Origin of the sequence: Parabacteroides sp. CT06, from assembly GCF_002257605.1 — a bacterium.
GTDB classification, from domain to species: Bacteria; Bacteroidota; Bacteroidia; order Bacteroidales; family Tannerellaceae; genus Parabacteroides; species Parabacteroides distasonis.
On sequence record NZ_CP022754.1, the window covers coordinates 4,527,501 to 4,545,257 of the forward strand.

9 protein-coding genes and 1 rRNA gene (1 of these 10 cut by a window edge) are annotated in these 17,757 nt (G+C 44.6%); 1 reads left to right on the plus strand and 9 read right to left on the minus strand.

The window, feature by feature from the left end:
- A 16S ribosomal RNA gene (locus tag CI960_RS19930) occupies positions 1-838 on the minus strand (it extends 687 nt beyond the left edge of the window).
- A 774-nt stretch (positions 839-1,612) separates the two neighbouring features.
- Here CI960_RS19930 and CI960_RS19940 point away from each other — a divergent pair.
- Positions 1,613-3,673 (plus strand): alpha-L-fucosidase, encoded by a 2,061-nt coding sequence (locus CI960_RS19940; RefSeq protein WP_005860858.1) that lies wholly within the window; start codon positions 1,613-1,615, stop codon positions 3,671-3,673.
- An 86-nt stretch (positions 3,674-3,759) separates the two neighbouring features.
- On the opposite strand, the gene CI960_RS19945 is transcribed toward CI960_RS19940, so the two are convergent.
- The 8 genes from CI960_RS19945 to CI960_RS19980 all read right to left on the minus strand — a co-directional run bounded on the left by CI960_RS19945 (position 3,760) and on the right by CI960_RS19980 (position 17,589).
- Positions 3,760-6,588 (minus strand): ATP-binding protein, encoded by a 2,829-nt coding sequence (locus tag CI960_RS19945; protein ID WP_005860856.1) that lies wholly within the window; start codon positions 6,586-6,588, stop codon positions 3,760-3,762.
- 222 nt (positions 6,589-6,810) lie between these two features.
- Positions 6,811-7,785, minus strand: a complete 975-nt coding sequence (locus CI960_RS19950) for a sugar phosphate isomerase/epimerase (protein ID WP_005860854.1) — start codon at positions 7,783-7,785, stop codon at positions 6,811-6,813.
- Positions 7,786-7,802: 17 nt separating this feature from the next.
- On the minus strand, positions 7,803-9,485 hold the full coding sequence (locus CI960_RS19955; RefSeq protein WP_005860851.1) for a carboxylesterase/lipase family protein: 1,683 nt from the start codon (positions 9,483-9,485) through the stop codon (positions 7,803-7,805).
- 13 nt (positions 9,486-9,498) lie between these two features.
- On the minus strand, positions 9,499-11,070 hold the full coding sequence (locus CI960_RS19960) for a RagB/SusD family nutrient uptake outer membrane protein (RefSeq protein WP_005860849.1): 1,572 nt from the start codon (positions 11,068-11,070) through the stop codon (positions 9,499-9,501).
- Between the two features lie 24 nt (positions 11,071-11,094).
- Positions 11,095-14,058: a TonB-dependent receptor gene (locus CI960_RS19965; protein ID WP_005860847.1), complete on the minus strand. Its 2,964-nt coding sequence runs from the start codon at positions 14,056-14,058 to the stop codon at positions 11,095-11,097.
- 142 nt (positions 14,059-14,200) lie between these two features.
- Positions 14,201-15,541 (minus strand): Gfo/Idh/MocA family oxidoreductase, encoded by a 1,341-nt coding sequence (locus tag CI960_RS19970; protein ID WP_005860845.1) that lies wholly within the window; start codon positions 15,539-15,541, stop codon positions 14,201-14,203.
- A 26-nt stretch (positions 15,542-15,567) separates the two neighbouring features.
- A complete protein-coding gene (locus tag CI960_RS19975; RefSeq protein ID WP_005860843.1) occupies positions 15,568-16,335 on the minus strand; it encodes a DUF1080 domain-containing protein in 768 nt (255 codons plus the stop codon).
- 165 nt (positions 16,336-16,500) lie between these two features.
- A complete protein-coding gene (locus CI960_RS19980; protein ID WP_005860841.1) occupies positions 16,501-17,589 on the minus strand; it encodes a Gfo/Idh/MocA family protein in 1,089 nt (362 codons plus the stop codon).
- Positions 17,590-17,757: the final 168 nt, after the last annotated feature.

Below are 17,757 nucleotides of genomic sequence, written 5' to 3' on the forward strand. Positions count from 1 at the left end.
TGTATCGCAAACAGCTAGTGATCATCGTTTACTGCGTGGACTACCAGGGTATCTAATCCTGTTTGATCCCCACGCTTTCGTGCATCAGCGTCAGTAATGGCTTGGCAGGCTGCCTTCGCAATCGGGGTTCTGCGTGATATCTAAGCATTTCACCGCTACACCACGCATTCCGCCTGCCTCAAACATACTCAAGCCCCCCAGTTTCAACGGCAATTCTATGGTTGAGCCACAGACTTTCACCGCTGACTTAAAAGGCCGCCTACGCACCCTTTAAACCCAATAAATCCGGATAACGCTCGGATCCTCCGTATTACCGCGGCTGCTGGCACGGAGTTAGCCGATCCTTATTCATAAGGTACATACAAAATAGGACACGTCCCACACTTTATTCCCTTATAAAAGAGGTTTACGATCCATAGAACCTTCATCCCTCACGCGACTTGGCTGGTTCAGGCTTACGCCCATTGACCAATATTCCTCACTGCTGCCTCCCGTAGGAGTTTGGTCCGTGTCTCAGTACCAATGTGGGGGACCTTCCTCTCAGAACCCCTATCCATCGTCGGTTTGGTGGGCCGTTACCCCGCCAACTGCCTAATGGAACGCATGCCTATCTATCAGCGATGAATCTTTAGCAAATATCCCCATGCGGGGCCCCTGCTTCATGCGGTATTAGTCCGACTTTCGCCGGGTTATCCCCCTCTGATAGGTAAGTTGCATACGCGTTACTCACCCGTGCGCCGGTCGCCGGCGGGTATTGCTACCCCCGCTGCCCCTCGACTTGCATGTGTTAAGCCTGTCGCTAGCGTTCATCCTGAGCCAGGATCAAACTCTTCGTTGTTTAAATTGTTTTATCATATCCTCGCTCCGGAATCCGTTTATCGTAGTCCAAAGTCATACTTCTATTGACGGTATCGATCCGGAAAATTTCTTTTCCTAATACTTGTACTACTTGTTGAATTATGCAAATCTCTCAAAGAACCCTCTCGCTATCGTTTCTCGATTGCGGCTGCAAAGGTAAGGACTTTTTCTTAACCTCCAAATTTTTCGATGAAAAATTTTCAAGTTTTTTTTCTCAAGCCGATCTCCGGGCGGTTGGAAATTATCGCTTGGCCTAGCCAACCTCATCCCCTACCCAAGGATACCTCCACGTTTCCATCATTTCTGAAGCGCCGTTCTCTCTCGAATGCGGGTGCAAAAGTAATGCTATAAAACATACGGTCCAAATTTATCGGGCATTATTTTTCAAGTTTTTTACGGCAACGGATATCGGGTACATTATAATATAGCACACGCAAAAATACCGACTACTCACGTAAACGATATAGCCGGTACCCTTGCCATCATAGCGGCAATACTGTGCCACTACGATGGCACGGCCCTGCCACACGGATGGCACAGCGTTGCCACTGTGATGGCACGACCGTGCCAAAGGCGATAAATAAACTGGCACTGCAAACAATTGATAAACAAATATATGCTAGCATGAAAATTTCCCCAGAGGAGACATCTAAAAGACAGGAGACTTTATCTTTTATCTAGATATCTAAAGACAGAATAAAAATCTGCCGTTTTTTTTCATATATTTGAGGTCTCATCTAAATATAAACAAATAATGAAGCACTTGAGTTCCTCTATTTTATTGGGGCTTGGCTTGTTTTCCTTCTTCTCCTGTAAAGAAGCGACAGCGCCCGCCCCTATCCTGCCCGTTCCCACGCCGGCACAAGTTGAATGGCATAAGATGGAAACATATGCCTTTGTCCATTTCGGATTAAATACGTTCAATGATCTGGAATGGGGTTACGGAAACACTCCCGCCTCCACATTCAATCCAACGGATCTGGATTGCGATCAATGGGCGCAAACAATCAAAGCCGCCGGATTGAAAGGCGTAATCTTAACCACCAAGCATCACGACGGTTTCTGTCTATGGCCTACCGCCACAACCGAATATAGCGTAAAGAATTCTCCTTGGAAAGATGGCAAAGGGGATATGGTAAAAGAACTATCCGACGCTTGTAAGAAACACGGGCTGAAATTCGGTGTCTATCTCTCCCCTTGGGACAGAAACAGTGAGAACTACGGACAACCGGGATATGTAGAGAAATTCCATGCCCAATTACATGAATTAGTCTCCAACTATGGCCCGTTGTTCGAATACTGGTTTGATGGGGCAAACGGTGGCAATGGCTGGTATGGCGGCACAAATGAAACCCGTGCTATAGACGCCAAGACCTATTATCAATATGAGCGGGCACGCGACACGATCAAGGCGCACCACCCGGACATCATGGTTTTCGGAGGGACAGTACCCGATATCCGCTGGATCGGTAACGAGGAAGGTTGGGCCGGTGATACCCAATGGAGCATCTTCGCCCCGGAACCCTCCATGCCTACTTTCCAACAGAGTGTATGGGGAGATGAGAACGGACCGATGTGGCTAGGTGGAGAATGCGATGTATCTATCCGTCCGGGATGGTTCTATCACTCCCGGGAAGATCACCAAGTCAAGTCGCTGGCAAAATTAGTCGATCTTTATTACCGAAGCGTCGGGCATAACGCCAATTTCCTATTGAACTTCCCCGTAGCGTTGAACGGAAAAATAAGTCCGGTAGACTCCGCCCGTGCCGTACAATGGTATCAAACCATCCAAAATGACTTTAAGGAGAATCTTTTGAAAGGATGTTACGTACAAGCGAGCAATAAAAGAGGACGTAATTTTAGTCCCAATAAGGCAGTAGATGGGGATTGGGATACCTATTGGGCTACGGACGATGGCGTAACCAGTGGTTCATTGACTTTCACGTTAACCCATCCTACCGATGTAAACCGCTTGGTCATACAAGAATATATCCCATTAGGACAACGAGTACGCTCGTTCAATATCGAACTCGAGCAAGAGGGTAAATGGATTCCGGCACAGACCGTGGATTCTACGACAACTGTCGGCTATAAACGAATTGTCCGTTTCCAGACCGAGAAAGCGGAGAAGATACGCATCAACTTCACGGATGCCCGCGGACCGCTTTGTATCAATAACGTGGAGGCATACCTTGCCCCCGCCTTGGTGACCGAGCCAACGATTGCCCGTAATATCAATGACGAGGTAACCATACAGGCCGGGGATAAAGGCTCCGAGGTTCATTATACCACCGACGGCTCAGATCCGACCAAGGACTCACCGCTTTATCAGGCGCCATTCGCTTTCGCTCAAAAAGGAACTGTCAAGGCGATTGCCTATGATCCGACTTTCGATACAGTCAGTCCGGTTTCCGCGCAAACGTTCGATATTCCAGCTTGTGATTACACGATCGTATCACCGAAAGATGAGAAAACCAGCCTGATCCTAGACGGAAACGGCTACACGACCTACTATTTGCCACAAGGGAAACAAGAGTTAGTCGTACAATTAGCGAAAGAAATGCCTATATCCGGATTCCGCTACACCCCGAACCAAGGACGTGACGCAAGCGGTCATATCTCCAACTATCAATTATATATTAATGGAAAGAAGGTGGCCGAAGGCGAATTCTCCAATATCAAGGCTAACCCGATCGAGCAAGTCGTACATTTCCCAATAACGAAAGGTAACCAAATCCGTTTGGTCGCAACCCGTATCGTAGATAATAAAAAGCAAGCGGGTATCGGTGAATTCTCGGTAATTACGGAAAAATAAAGAATATCTAATAAAAGCAGAAGGGACCGCCTCGAAAACCTAATTTCCCGAGGCGGTCCCTTTTTATTTATTCATCGATCCTTTATTTATCCTTGAAGGTATCGGTTCATTTGTTTATACACGGCACGTATATCCAACGGCTTAGATATATGAGCATTCATACCGGCTTCCCTACTTTTCTGCACATCCTCAGCGAAGGCGTTGGCTGTCATAGCGAAGATAGGAACCTTTTGAGCATCAGAACGCCCTAATGCCCGGATACATCGGGTAGCCTCATAGCCATCCATATGAGGCATCTGCACATCCATCAATATCAAATCATAATATCCTTCGGCAGATTCCTTAAACATCTCTACGGCCTGTACCCCGTCCTCAGCGCTCTCCACCGACGCACCGGTAACTCCGATCAATTCCTCCGCTATCTCCCGGTTAAGCTCATTGTCCTCAACCAATAAGATCCGTTTACCTTTGAAGTCATAATCAACAGCATAACAATCCTTCGCAAGGTCATTCCTCCCATTAATATCGGAAAAACGAGTGGGTTTACCCGATTCCTTTATTTTGCCGAAAGGCAGATCAACGGTGAATGTACTGCCACTCCCCTGCACGCTCGTCACATGTATGCCACCACCCATCAACCCTGTGAAACGCTTAACGATAGAAAGCCCTAATCCTGTACCTCCATATTTATAAGTAACATCCACATTTTCCTGTTCGAACGATTCGAAGATTTTATCATAGTTCTCCTCGGCTATACCACATCCCGTATCGATTACCTCGAAACGAAGGTAAACATTCTCTTGATCCTCACCTGTTTTAGATACCCGAAGTTTAATCATTCCCTTGGCCGGCGTAAATTTCAGCGCATTCGATAACAGGTTGGAGAGAACTTGATTCAAGCGCAAGGAGTCTCCTATAATCTGTACTTCCAGATCACTAGCCAATATCGTCTCATAGCTGATCCCTTTACTCTTGGCCTGCTCGCCATACAGATTTTCAAAGTCCTGCAAGAATGCCCGGAAATTAAAGCTCTCATGTCGAAGTTCCACTTTTCCGCTTTCTATCTTCGACATATCCAGCACGTCGTTAATGAGAGCGAGAAGATGCTTGGAAGACATGATTACTTTCTCAAGACAATCCTTTATCTTATCGGTATTATCTATGTTTTGCATAGCGATAGTACTCATACCTACAATTCCGTTCATCGGCGTACGGATCTCATGACTCATCCGGGAAAGAAACTCGCTCTTCGCCAAGTTAGCCGCCTCAGCCCGTTTCAGGTTGCCCTGTATCACGGTCGCTTTCATCCGGGCCCCTATAGCCAGCAGTAATGCCGTAAATAGCACCGACAGGACAAACATCACGATAAACATAAATTGTAAGGGATTCGCATATATAAAGTCCGTAAGAGAGAATTCATTCACGCCGATAGATTCCAGATTCCGATTGCGTATAACAGTCCTCTCGGACTCAGAAAGATTATTGATCGCCTTGTTGAGTACGGTTAATAAATCCGGGTCAACCGGGGTAGGTAACGCAAAACTTATCGCACTCTGATCATTGACCAATGTCACAGGAGCAAGATTGGTGAAATGATAACGCGAAATATCCTGTTCCATTTTAGAGGACAATCCATAGATAAAATCAGCCTCTCCGCTATTGACAGCGGCTAATGCCTCCTTAATGCCCGGATAGGACCGAATCTTCTCCGCAGATATGCCACTTGGAAATCGCTGACTTTCCACCAAAGCACCAACCAAACCCGGAGCGGGATAACTACAGGCTTTATTGCGTACTATGATATTGTTCGCACTCACATAAGAGGCTGAAAGCGCAAGCCCTAGCTGGGCCGCATCGTTCTCATCTCCCAAGAAAAAACCTAAGATATCGGCATCCCCTTGCTGTATCAAACGGATCGCATCAGCATAATTTTTCGCATATACATACGAGAATCGTAGCCCTGTGAAACTTTTAATCTCATCCAGTACATCCGCCATGATACCCGTATGGTTCTTCAGCGGCGTTTCTTTACAATACAAAGGATACCAATTCTCAGGTACGGCTACCGTGATCGTTTTCCTCTCATTGACATACTCCAGATCCCGGTCGCTCAGTTGGATGTTTACGAGCCGGTCTGGGAAATTAACGGCATAACGTTCCGCCGCAAAATTAGGATTGGCATCCAATATCCGTTCCAAAGCCATATTCAAACCATCCAAGACTTCTTTATTACCCGGATTGGTCACGATATAATAAGGCTGAGAGTCATATGCCACGACTACACGGACAGAATCGCTAATATGGGCAACATTATTTAGTAACAAATCGATCTCACCTTTAGCCAGATAGGGATATAACCCGATTTTCCCCACCATATCTTCCTGTTTGTAATATCGGATATTACAATACAATCCGTTGATAGCCATAAACTCTTTGAGACGGCGAATGTTCTCCCTTGCATTCTCATACACACCGATGGTTTTACCATTCATACTCTCCAAATCATAACTATGGATAGAGCGATCATCAGATCGGGCAAGTAATAATGAACGGCTATATCCCATATTATAGTTCGGATAAGCATAATATTTCTCTAAAGCGGGTATATAATAGTTTCCACCCATCAACTCGTACTTACCCTCAACAAATTCATTCAACATAGCCGGTCCCTTCGTATCTATGTACTCGTATTCCCAACCGGTATATTTGGCGATCTCATTGAGATAGTCTACGAGCATACCATGATGAGTACCATCTTCGGCCGTCCAACTCATGCCATCTACCTGCGGAAAGGCAACCCTAAGTACACGTTTTTCACTTGTCTGCGCTAACACAGACAAATTAAACGCTAGCATTATAAATACTAACAAACCTATAGCTATACCATGACTCACATATCTCTGAAGTAAGTTCATTATAATGTATATCTTTTATTACCGGCTTTTCCGATGATAACAACCCCTATAACCCTCCGCAAAACAACTGTTTATTTTGGATGTACGCAAATATACTACTTTTTATATCACAGCGGATTATAAAATAATTGATTTTTAAGAGAAGATACTATAAAAACAGAAGGGACCGCCTCGAAGGTAAAACACCTCGAGGCAGTCCCTTTCCTAAATCCCAACAAACTTTTATCCCATCGAACTATTGATTACCTGTGTGGTTTTCTCAAAACTCTTCCTTAAGACCTCCTTTACATCCATGGTTTCCCAATATCCCTTATTAAAAAGCTCTACGGATAACCCACCCCGGAAACCGGAGTCGTATAGCAAAGGAAGTACTTTATTAAACGGGCAAATACCATCTCCCGGAAACACCCGATCCGAATCTCTCAACTCCGTACGAGGAGGCAACTCCGGATAATCGTTGATATGAAAAACCGGAAGGATCTTCCCATTTATCAAGCGTAAACTATCAAAACTATTTCCTCCTCTGTACAAATGGTAGAAATCCAATAAGACGGAAGCCCGCGAATGCCCGGAGGCGATCGCTATCGCCATGGTATCCGATAATTGATTCAGAACCCCGGCCCCCCATAGTTCCAATATCGGAGTGACACCCATCTCATCCCCTAAATCCAGTATCGCCCGATAGCGTTCGGAATACTCCGGCAACCGTGTACGATCCAATTGAGTAACTCCTTGAGCAGGAGCGGCGATAAATTTACCGCCCAATCCCGCTACCATCTCCATATCATGCCGCATTTGGTTTAGCCCTTCCTTCCGTTTCGAAGGATCATCGGCAAACCACGAGGCAAAACCGATCATATTCTCCAATAAAAGTCCGGAGCCTTCCAGCTGACGCCTGAGTGTCTCATAAGTTCCCCCTTGCTTTACGAACGCATCCACATCACGGGTCCATAACTCAATTCCCTCAAAACCAGCCTCGGCACATAAATCAATCTGTTTTTGAACAGGAAGTTTATAACCCGCTATCGTAGAGACATTGAGACAGACACGGAAAGGACGTTTCGAAGAGGATGCTTCGGGTGATGGCTCCTCTTTTTTCTTCGGAGCGCAAGAAGCCAAGCCTGCGAACGTACTGCCCAAAACCGCCAAACCGGTAGTCCGAAGCATATTACGTCTTGAAATCTTTTTCTCAAGCATAACACTCTCGTTTTAAATTAAACCTCCAAAGATTTACGGGCCTCCCGGTCCGGATCATTCCGAGCCTCACACGTATTATTCAAGATCATCACCTCTCCATTTTCTTCCGTGTATTTCGGCCAAGCGGGTAACTCTCCTCCGTTCGGATCTCCTGTCCGCATGAAATTCAACAAAGCGCCAGACATCTTATCTGACAACGCACGAGGTACCTTACCTCCACCCGTATGGGTAAACATCCGATCCGTATTTTTAAACCAGAAACAGATATCCGAGCAATGGAACGCACGCATACGGTTATTAAACAAGGGCGGACACCAGCCAAACCAAGCTACATACACAGGCTGGCCTTGCTTTAATTTTGCGTTAGCCGCCTCAACCACTCGTTGACGGGAAGACAAAATCATCGCCCAAAGCTCCATCGGAGTCTTATCCGGGAAATTCTTGGCGAAAGCCTTCACGATCGATTCCGCTTTATCACCATATTGACTTCTCAGTTTCTCGATCACACCGTCTTGAGTGATTTTTTCCAAGGCCGCATCCACCCTGTTCGGGTTCCATTCATGGAAAGTCGTACAGAATATCATCGGGACGACAGGAGACTCCAAATGGCTCTCACCGGAGTAGAATACACCGGCCGGAATATTCCGGTCATCAGCAACAGGGCCAAAAGTCCGTCTCATGCTAATCCCTTGATCTTCCCAGCACTTTTTACAAGCCCTATCCGCTATATCCAAATATTCCCGCCAAGGTATTCTTTGCAATTTATCCAGTTGGGAAGCGGTCAGCCCCGCTTCTCTCAAAATATATTCTCCCACCTTCCGGGTCATCACCTGATCGGAAGCTCCTACCGTAGATCCACTTAAAGCCACGGCTCTATGGATCAAACCTTTTGCCGCCGGCATAGCGGCTACTGTACAGACCTTAGAACCTCCTCCGGATTGTCCCATAACCGTTACGTTCCCGGGATCTCCACCGAAATTGGCGATATTATCATGAACCCATCGCAAGGCGGCAATAATATCTAACATCCCCACGTTTCCGGAATCCTTATACGCTTCTCCACCAACACCAGATAAGTCAGAGAAGCCAATCGGCCCCAACCGATGATTAATGGAACAGAATACGATATCTCCTTCCCGGCTTATATTCTCTCCATGATATCCATCCTGCTCGATCCCACTACCATTTGTAAAACCGCCGCCATGCAGCCACACCAATACGGGACGTTTCTTACCATCCGCAATGCCCGGTGTCCATACATTTAAATATAAGCAATCCTCACTCACATCCCAGTAGTTCCAATGATCGGCAAAAGTTCCGTAATTATTGGGCCACCGGTTCTCCATACGTTGCGGCGCCGTATTCCCATAAAAAACCGCAGGTCTCACATCTGTCCACGGCTCTGGTTTTTGGGGAGGCATAAAGCGATTTTTTCCCGACGTATCAGCCCCATAAGGAACTCCCAAGAACGTATATACATGATTCAGCAGATATCCCTGCACCTTCCCATACTCTGTCTGGGCGATGGCGATATCGTCACCGATAAATAAAAACTGTCCATCCTCTCCTTCCTTGACGTTTTGTTTAAGGGAGGAATCCCCGGACGGGGCACATGAGGAAGCCGTTACCAAGCTTCCCATGCTTAAAGAGGCTGTGCCCAGTCCTAGGTTTTTCACGAATTGTCGTCTATCCATATGCATAAAAACACAACTATTAATATCCCGGATTCTGTTTCCAAGATTGGTTTTTCGTAATCTGATCGTATGGTATCGGGAATAAATCACGCGAATTATTATTCAAGGCTTCCTTAAATGTCCAGCTACCTTTAGCGAACTTATCCCAACGAACCAAGTCTTGACGACGCCAACCTTCCCAAGCAAATTCACGGCCACGTTCATTGATCAACTCATCCAACGTTAATGTTTCCGGAGTATACACAGGCTGATTTGCCCTTTCACGTATTAACTGGAATGCAGGTTCCGCACACAAAGCTGATAAAGTAGCGGCATTACCACCTCTCAAAATAGCTTCAGCCTTCATATAATAGATATCAGCTAAACGATATAAAACAAAATCATTGTTCATATTACCAGTCATACCCAACTCATATTCATACTTCTGAATACGAGCGCCTTCCCAACGATAAGCGGCATTAATAGAAGATACCTCAATAGTCAATTCCAATTGTTTTCCCGGATTATCACCATCCTCAACAGGCTCGCCCGTGACCTTATCATAAATCAAACCGTAAATAAAAGTCGCCTTTTTCCGGGTATCGTCATCTTTATATAAAGCAAGGAAGTCCGGAGTAGCGCAACCTCCATTCCAACCGCCCACATTTATACCCCACATCTGGCGAGACTTGGGATGTCCGGAGAATTTATGGAAATGAAACTCGTAGTCTCCATTTGAATTGATACCATTTTGCATCGGTACCACGAAAATATTTTCTTTACAAGACTCATTCGCCACTTTAAATGGAGCGGAGAAATCAGATACGACCTCATAATATCCGGAGTTAATCACTTTATCGCAATACTCTATCACTTTATTCATATCGTCCTTATCATAAGAAGAGGCCCCTTTGAACACCTTAGCGTTCAAATATAGTTTTGCCAACATCGTATAAGCCATCGATTTCGTACATCTTCCATAATTCTCGGCAGACGGAGCGTCATCCAAATATTCCATATTATCTAAGATACAATCTACGACTTTCTGATAAAGCTCAGGACGGCTTGTCTGAGGAGAAGCCGTGATTTCACTCTCATACGTGTCGATATAAGGAACGTTCCCGAATAAATCCAGTAAGATAGAATAATAGAAACATCTCAAGATAACAGTCTCCGCACGATATTTATTATAGATATCGACATCCATCTCCTCTTTATATGTATCCAAGTCGTAAACCACACGGTTACATGTCGTTATTCCAGAAAATACGGAAATCCACACATTATTCAATGCATCCAGATTGTATTGCCATTGATGACGATGGAAATCCTGCCATACCCCTCCGTCATACCAGTCATTACCCGGCGCACGAGTCGGAACAACACATTCATCCGAGGAAACAGTCTGCAACCCCCATACTCCCCAGTGATTCTGATAAGCCTGCAATTCCGCATAGGCAGCACCTACCGCTTGCGGAATCAAAGAAGGATCCGCATAAAAGTCATTTGAGACCATTTGTCCCGTCGTATCTTCATCCATATCCGTACAAGAAGGAGCGATAACCAAGAAACAAATCATTGACACTATATATATTAAACTATATTTTTTCATAACCTTCGATATTTAGAGTATCCATTAAAACGTAACATTCAAACCAAGAATAAAAGAACGACTAGCCGGATAATAACGAGTCCTCTCAATACCCATATTATCTAATCCTACCATATCAACCTCCGGGTCGATACCCTTATAGCCTGTGATCGTAAACAAGTTCTGACCAGTCAAGTACAAACGTAAGTTTTGCATGAAACCTAATTTCTTCACCGGCACATTATAACCCAATGTGATATTGTCCAACTTCACAAAAGAACCATCCTCCAAATAATAACTAGAGGCTTGAGCCGCATCTTGCAAAGGGATATCCATTACCGAAGCCAACATATTCTTCTCCTTTCCAGCCACATTCCGATTCTCCAATGCCATACGGCTTACATTATATACATCATTGCCTACGACAGCACGGAATGTAAACGATAAATCGAAGTCACGATATTTAAACTCGTTAGTCCATCCTGCAATAAAATCAGGTTGCGCATTACCTACGATCTCACGATCCTCATTATATGTAAAGTCACCACTACCATCGACATCCTTGAATTTCCATTTACCATCTTCCGTAAATCCCTCGAATACCGGCAAATAAAAATCACCGACCTTGCCACCCGGGACCAAACGAATCAATGGAGTCGAGTTCATACCTCCTAAATCACCATCCGACAAATAACCGGTCTCAATCCAGTCAGTCTGGAAAGTCTCATTACTTAATTTGTCCAATTTATTCGTGTTAAATGAGAAGTTAATAGAACTAGTCCATGAGAAGTTCTTATTCTGCACCGGGGTTCCGGAAACAGAGAATTCCAGACCTTTACTTGTAGCGTCGCCAACATTCGCCAACATAGAAGAATATTGATAAGGAGGAGTCGGAACCTTATATTTATACAACAAATCTGAAACCTTACGGGTATACAAATCAACGGTCACGTTCAAGCGGTTATTCAACGCTGCAAAATCAACACCTAGATTCCATTCGCCTTTCCGCTCCCATTTCAAATCCGGATTCTGGTTCTGTGTCGGCCCATAAGCATTGATCCATTGTTTAGAAGTATGATCATAAAAACGGCCTACCACTCCCATCATTGACAAAGACAAATAATTATCTGAAGGCATATTTCCTGTCACGCCATATCCCAAGCGCAATTTCAAATCGTTAATCCAGCTAGCGCTTTCCATAAAAGCCTCATTACCGATAGACCAACCGACACTTACCGCAGGGAAAGTTCCCCATTTATAATCCGCACCTAAACGAGTAGAACCCTCACGTCGTACAGACGCTGATAACAAGTAACGATTTCCCCAGTTATAATTTACACGGCCGAAGAACGAAACCAAATTATCTTGGGAAACCGAACCATCCATCATGCTTTGGCTAGGATTATTAATCAAGTTACTACCCGCACCCAAATTATAGTAAGAATATACATCCGAATCAAAATTCGAGTTATTCATACCAAATGATTCCCAATAGTTATGCTCATAGGTATACCCACCTAATACCACCAAATGGTGTTCTCCAAAAGATTTTACATAGTCGATCGTCGTCTCCAGTGTTTTATTAAAACGAGTATTAAAACTCCGAGACGCTGACCCGAAACTAGAAGTGTTAAATACCTCTCGTGAGGTATAAGTACCCTTATTTATATCAGAGTATTTCAATGAGCCAAAAGCTTGCGCACGAAGTCCTTCCAAAATGTTCCAAGTTACACGAGCAGACCCTTGGAAAAGTCCGCCTTTTGTACGACGGTCACGCTGCATAATATAAGCCACCGGATTTGAATATCCTTGAATATCCAGCGCATAATACCCGCCGGCATCTATCGTTCCCGTCTCGTCGTATACGGGTGCCGTAGGATTATAATAATACGCATGCTTAAAAGCGGAATAATCATCATAGCTGGAATTCTCACCTTCCCGGTCAAAACGACGATAAGTAGCGTCGTATGCTATTTGAATCTTTTTATCGAATAAATTCTGATTAGCGGAAAAACGAGCGATCATCTCATTGAACCCTGACTTAAGAGCGATACCTTGATTATTTCGATAAGATACAGAAGCCCGGTAATTAAAATCGGTCGTACCTCCTGTCAATGCCAAGTTATGCGAATGGGAGAACGGAGTTCGGGTAATCTCATCCATCCAATTCGTATCATATCCCCGGTCGTTTCCCCCATTTGCCAAAAACTGGTCACGATCCATGACTTCCAATTGATTGGCTATGGAAGAGATAGACATATATCCATTGTAGGTAACGCTCATCTTCCCGGCAGAACCTCGTTTTGTCGTAACCAAGATAACGCCATTCGTTCCACGGGTTCCATATATCGCCGCCGCTGAACCATCCTTCAATACATCGATACTTTCAATATCATCTTGTGGAATAGCGGATAAATCCCCTTGAGGAATACCATCAATGACGATCAACGGAGAAGTATTACCGGTTAAGGATGAAGTTCCACGTAATTGGAACTTATACTCTCCATTCGGGTCGCCGGCATTTGGTTTGGATATATTCAAACCTGCCACTTTACCTTGCAACATACCCATTGGGTCAGACTGTACGCCCTTAATCAAGTCTCCCTCCTTCAAGCCTGCAACAGAGCCGGTCAATTCTTTCTTTTTCTGAGAGCCATATCCCACGGCTACCACTTCTTGAAGTCCGATACTTTCTTCCTCCAAGCTCACATTTATCGTGTTCTTGCCATTTACCGGAATCTCCGCGGTCTTATATCCAATATAAGAAACGATCAATACGGCATTTGATGATACATTCGAGATCTGATACATACCGCTTATATCAGAAATCGTACCGTTAGTCGTTCCTTTCACCGCTACATTGGCGCCAATGATCGGTTCGCCTGTCATAGATTCCTTTACAACTCCTTTTACTGTAATCGTTTGCGCCATCATGGGAAAGAATAACGCCAAACTAACGATCAAAAACAGGGCCTTTCGAAGCCATACTTCCTTTTTTTGATTTTCCATAACTCATTCATTTAAAGTTGACATTGTTTTTACAAAAAACGACCGGAGATCTCAATGTGCTGTAATTCAATTCGTATGGTAATGGTTATATATAATAGAGTATTAAAATCCACCGGTCGTTGTTTTTAAGCATTCAATCGCATTAAACTTTCGGGAATTGCCACGGGCTTCTATAGCTCCGCTTCAAATACGCGTCCGCTTTCGGATTATTCACAAACTTACGAGCTTGCGGATCATACACAACACGAGTTCCCGTCAAATATGAGATATTAGCCATATGGGCTAGGATCGTCGCGAAAGCCCCTTTCTCGATCGGGCTGTTCGTCTCAATAGATTTATTTAATATACACTTACACCAATTCGTCGCATGGGCCTCAATACCACCATCCTCGAACTTCCCGACAAGCTGGGCACGGTCGGTTAGTAACTCACCCTCCCGATTCTTCTCTGGAATCAATTCATAACCTTCACGATTACATACTAAGGTAGCTTTACTTCCGACCCAAGCTACCCCTTGATCCCGATTATAGAGATGAGCGACTTGTTGGGCCCATTCTATATGGAAATTCTTATACTGAAAGATCGTTGTCTGGCAACTGGGAGTCTCATTAAAAGAGGTAGGATCTTTATAAGCCGTAGAGAATACCGCCTCCGGATATTCACGGTCACACAATCCTAACGCTTTCAATCCATCGAACGCAGAGTCTATCCAATGCACTCCCCAGTCGGTTTGCTGACCGCCTCCATAATCCCAAAAGCCACGCCATCCACGAAAACGGTAATTATTAAATGGACGCTCGGGAGCCGGGCCCAACCACATATTGTAATCTAATGTAGAAGGAACCGGAGAATCCGCTACGGCCGGACGTGGGTCCGTCGATTGGCAAAGCCATAGCTGAACTTTATAAACATCCCCCAACACACCGGATTTCAATATCTCATTAGCCGCCAAGAAATATCGTTGACTAGTCTGCCATAAGCCAGTTGTTACCACCCCTTTATATTTCTTTTGGAAATCCATCATCGAATGGCACTCCGGAATCGAATTACCAACCGGCTTTTCCACATAAATCGCCTTGCCCGCTTTTAAAGCCTCAGCGAAGATGTAAGGATGCCAATGATCCGGTGTTGCGATAATGACCCCGTCGATATCCTTATTTGCCAAGACTTCCCGGAAGTCACTATATGCCTTGATCGAAGTCGTTTGGTTCGGAAAGTCTTTTTTGAAACGTGCGATCTGCTCATCAAGTCTCACTTTGTTCACGTCGCACATGCCCACACAATGTACCCACGGATTATCAGTCAAAGCCCCTTGCAAATCACGGCATCCCATACCGACACCTATTACAGCGATATTCACCCGCCCATTTATAGTCTCTTCCTTATGAGAGACGGTAGGAGCTGCCGATGCCAAAAGAGGTGAGATACCTAAGCCAGCGGCCAACATCGTCGAGTTCTTTAAAAAATTCCTACGTGTAGTCATAAATCATTATTTTAAGGTTATACAATTTATAAATTACGAATCCATATATTACGGAAAGCCACTTCCACTCCATGATCCTGTAAGCTTAATGGCAGACGGCCATGCGCTACATATTTAGGTAAACCGGTATATGGGGTCGTTCCTTTCAGTACATAATTATTCTGTACTACGATACCGTTCAATACCACGGTAATCATAGCGGGAGATTCCAATTCATCGTTTGTCCCGAAACGGGGAGCTTTCCAATAAATATCATAAACCTGCCACTCATTTGTCTTCGTGAAAGCATTTACCAACGGTGCGCTTTGCTTATAAATACTGCCGACCCAGCCATTCACATACGTAGGATTATCCTCACAATCCAAAACCTGCACCTCATAACGGCTTTGTAACATAATGCCACTATTACCTTTCATCTGTAATGTATTATCCTTTCCCGGTGTAGGGGTCTTGAACTCGATATGTAACTGGCAATCTCCAAAATAATCTTTTGTCCGGATCGATCCGGTCCCGGAAGCCACAATCATCGCCCCATCCTTTACGGTCCATTTAGCGGGACCTCCATCTTTTCCCGCAGATTCCCACATAGAAAGATCTTTTCCATCAAACAGGATGATCGCATCGGAAGGAGCACCAGTTCCTACACCCGGCTTTACCTTAGGAGGAACCGGATAATACCATTCAGTACTCTCAGGTTTCCATCTTTCCGGTGGTCTTTGTTGTTGATTACTTTGTTGGGCGCTCATAAAAAACGCTCCACATAAAAGACTGATAAGAACAATCATTTTTTTCATGCTACATAGTATTAAATTAATGTTTCTATTTTCGCTCTATGAACAAGCTGCCGCAAATGTATCACGCATACGAAAATTCCTCTTTTTCTATTTTATCAAAATCGTTTCCGATTGTCGCATAATACAAGTTCCAGCCTGTTTCCCCCGGTCATTGAGAAAATCGTATCAAGAATGAGACAATTTTACATGGCGAAGCAAGCCATACCCTTCCGTCATATTCCGTCTTCTCTCCCGGATTTCCTCCAAGGTTTGTAGATTCCCGATAGAAGGCATCTCATTTCGTCTAGCGTTATCCAAAAATTTCCACGCATACTCGGAAGCGATAGCGGAATCACGCATCAGTGGTAGGCGGGAATTAAAAACACCGGTCCGTACGGAATCCGCAAACAAATCACATAGCGTACTTATATTTTTCCCTCCATAGGGCTTCTCGATCCGGTGTGTTTCATTAACACCTCTCAACTCCACGACCGCAGTCTTAAAATCATGACTCATCCGGGCGATTCCTTTCGTTCCTATTACATCTATGTAAGAGTTATGCGTTTGGTCTTTCGATAATTGTCCATACACATGCCCTTGTGTTATATCAAATACCACCCCGTTCTCAAATGTCCCGTGACATTGCAACCACCAAGGTTCGGGATAATCCCACATCCGGATCGCCTGCGCATGCCATGTCTTATACTCGCATCCGGCATACCACCGGGAAATGTCCACATAATGCATTCCGCAATCATGAAAAGACGGACCTTCATATTCATGACCTTCACCCGGAGCCAACCCCGGAGTCATATGGCAAATGCGAATGATCGCCAAATCTCCGATCTCTCCTCTCCGGATAAATTCTTTAATCGTATTATGGTACCAAGAATTACGCAAATACAAATTAACGGTCGAGAACAAACTTGAGTTTTCCACGCATTTCACGACCTCCCATTCATGCTCGATCGTATCTGCGACCGGTTTCTCTGAGATGACATGCTTGCCAAATGCCATTGCCTTCTTAATTTGCCTCAACCGGGAATCCGCCAATGTAAATAAACCGACCACTTGTACTTCCGGGTCCTCGAATACAACTTGCTCATCCGCTACGATTCGGGATGTCGGCGACTTTCTCCTTGCCAAATCTCGTGCCTCTGGGTCCGTATCGCAGATGTAAAGTACCTCCCATTGATCGCTCTTCCGCATCTCCTCCAAATAAAATCCACCCATGCGACCAAAGCCTATTATACCTACTTTTACTTTTTGATTCATATTCTATCTTTTAAAGATTCACACTGTTTTTGCCAAAATTAAAGCCCCTTGAGTCAAACAGTATTGCACTTTTCTCTCAAAATTATTACCTATCGTCTCAACAAACAGTCTTGCAAGGAACGGCTTTTAAAGCCAAAAACCGAAGTCTGGACATTGAAACAAAATGAA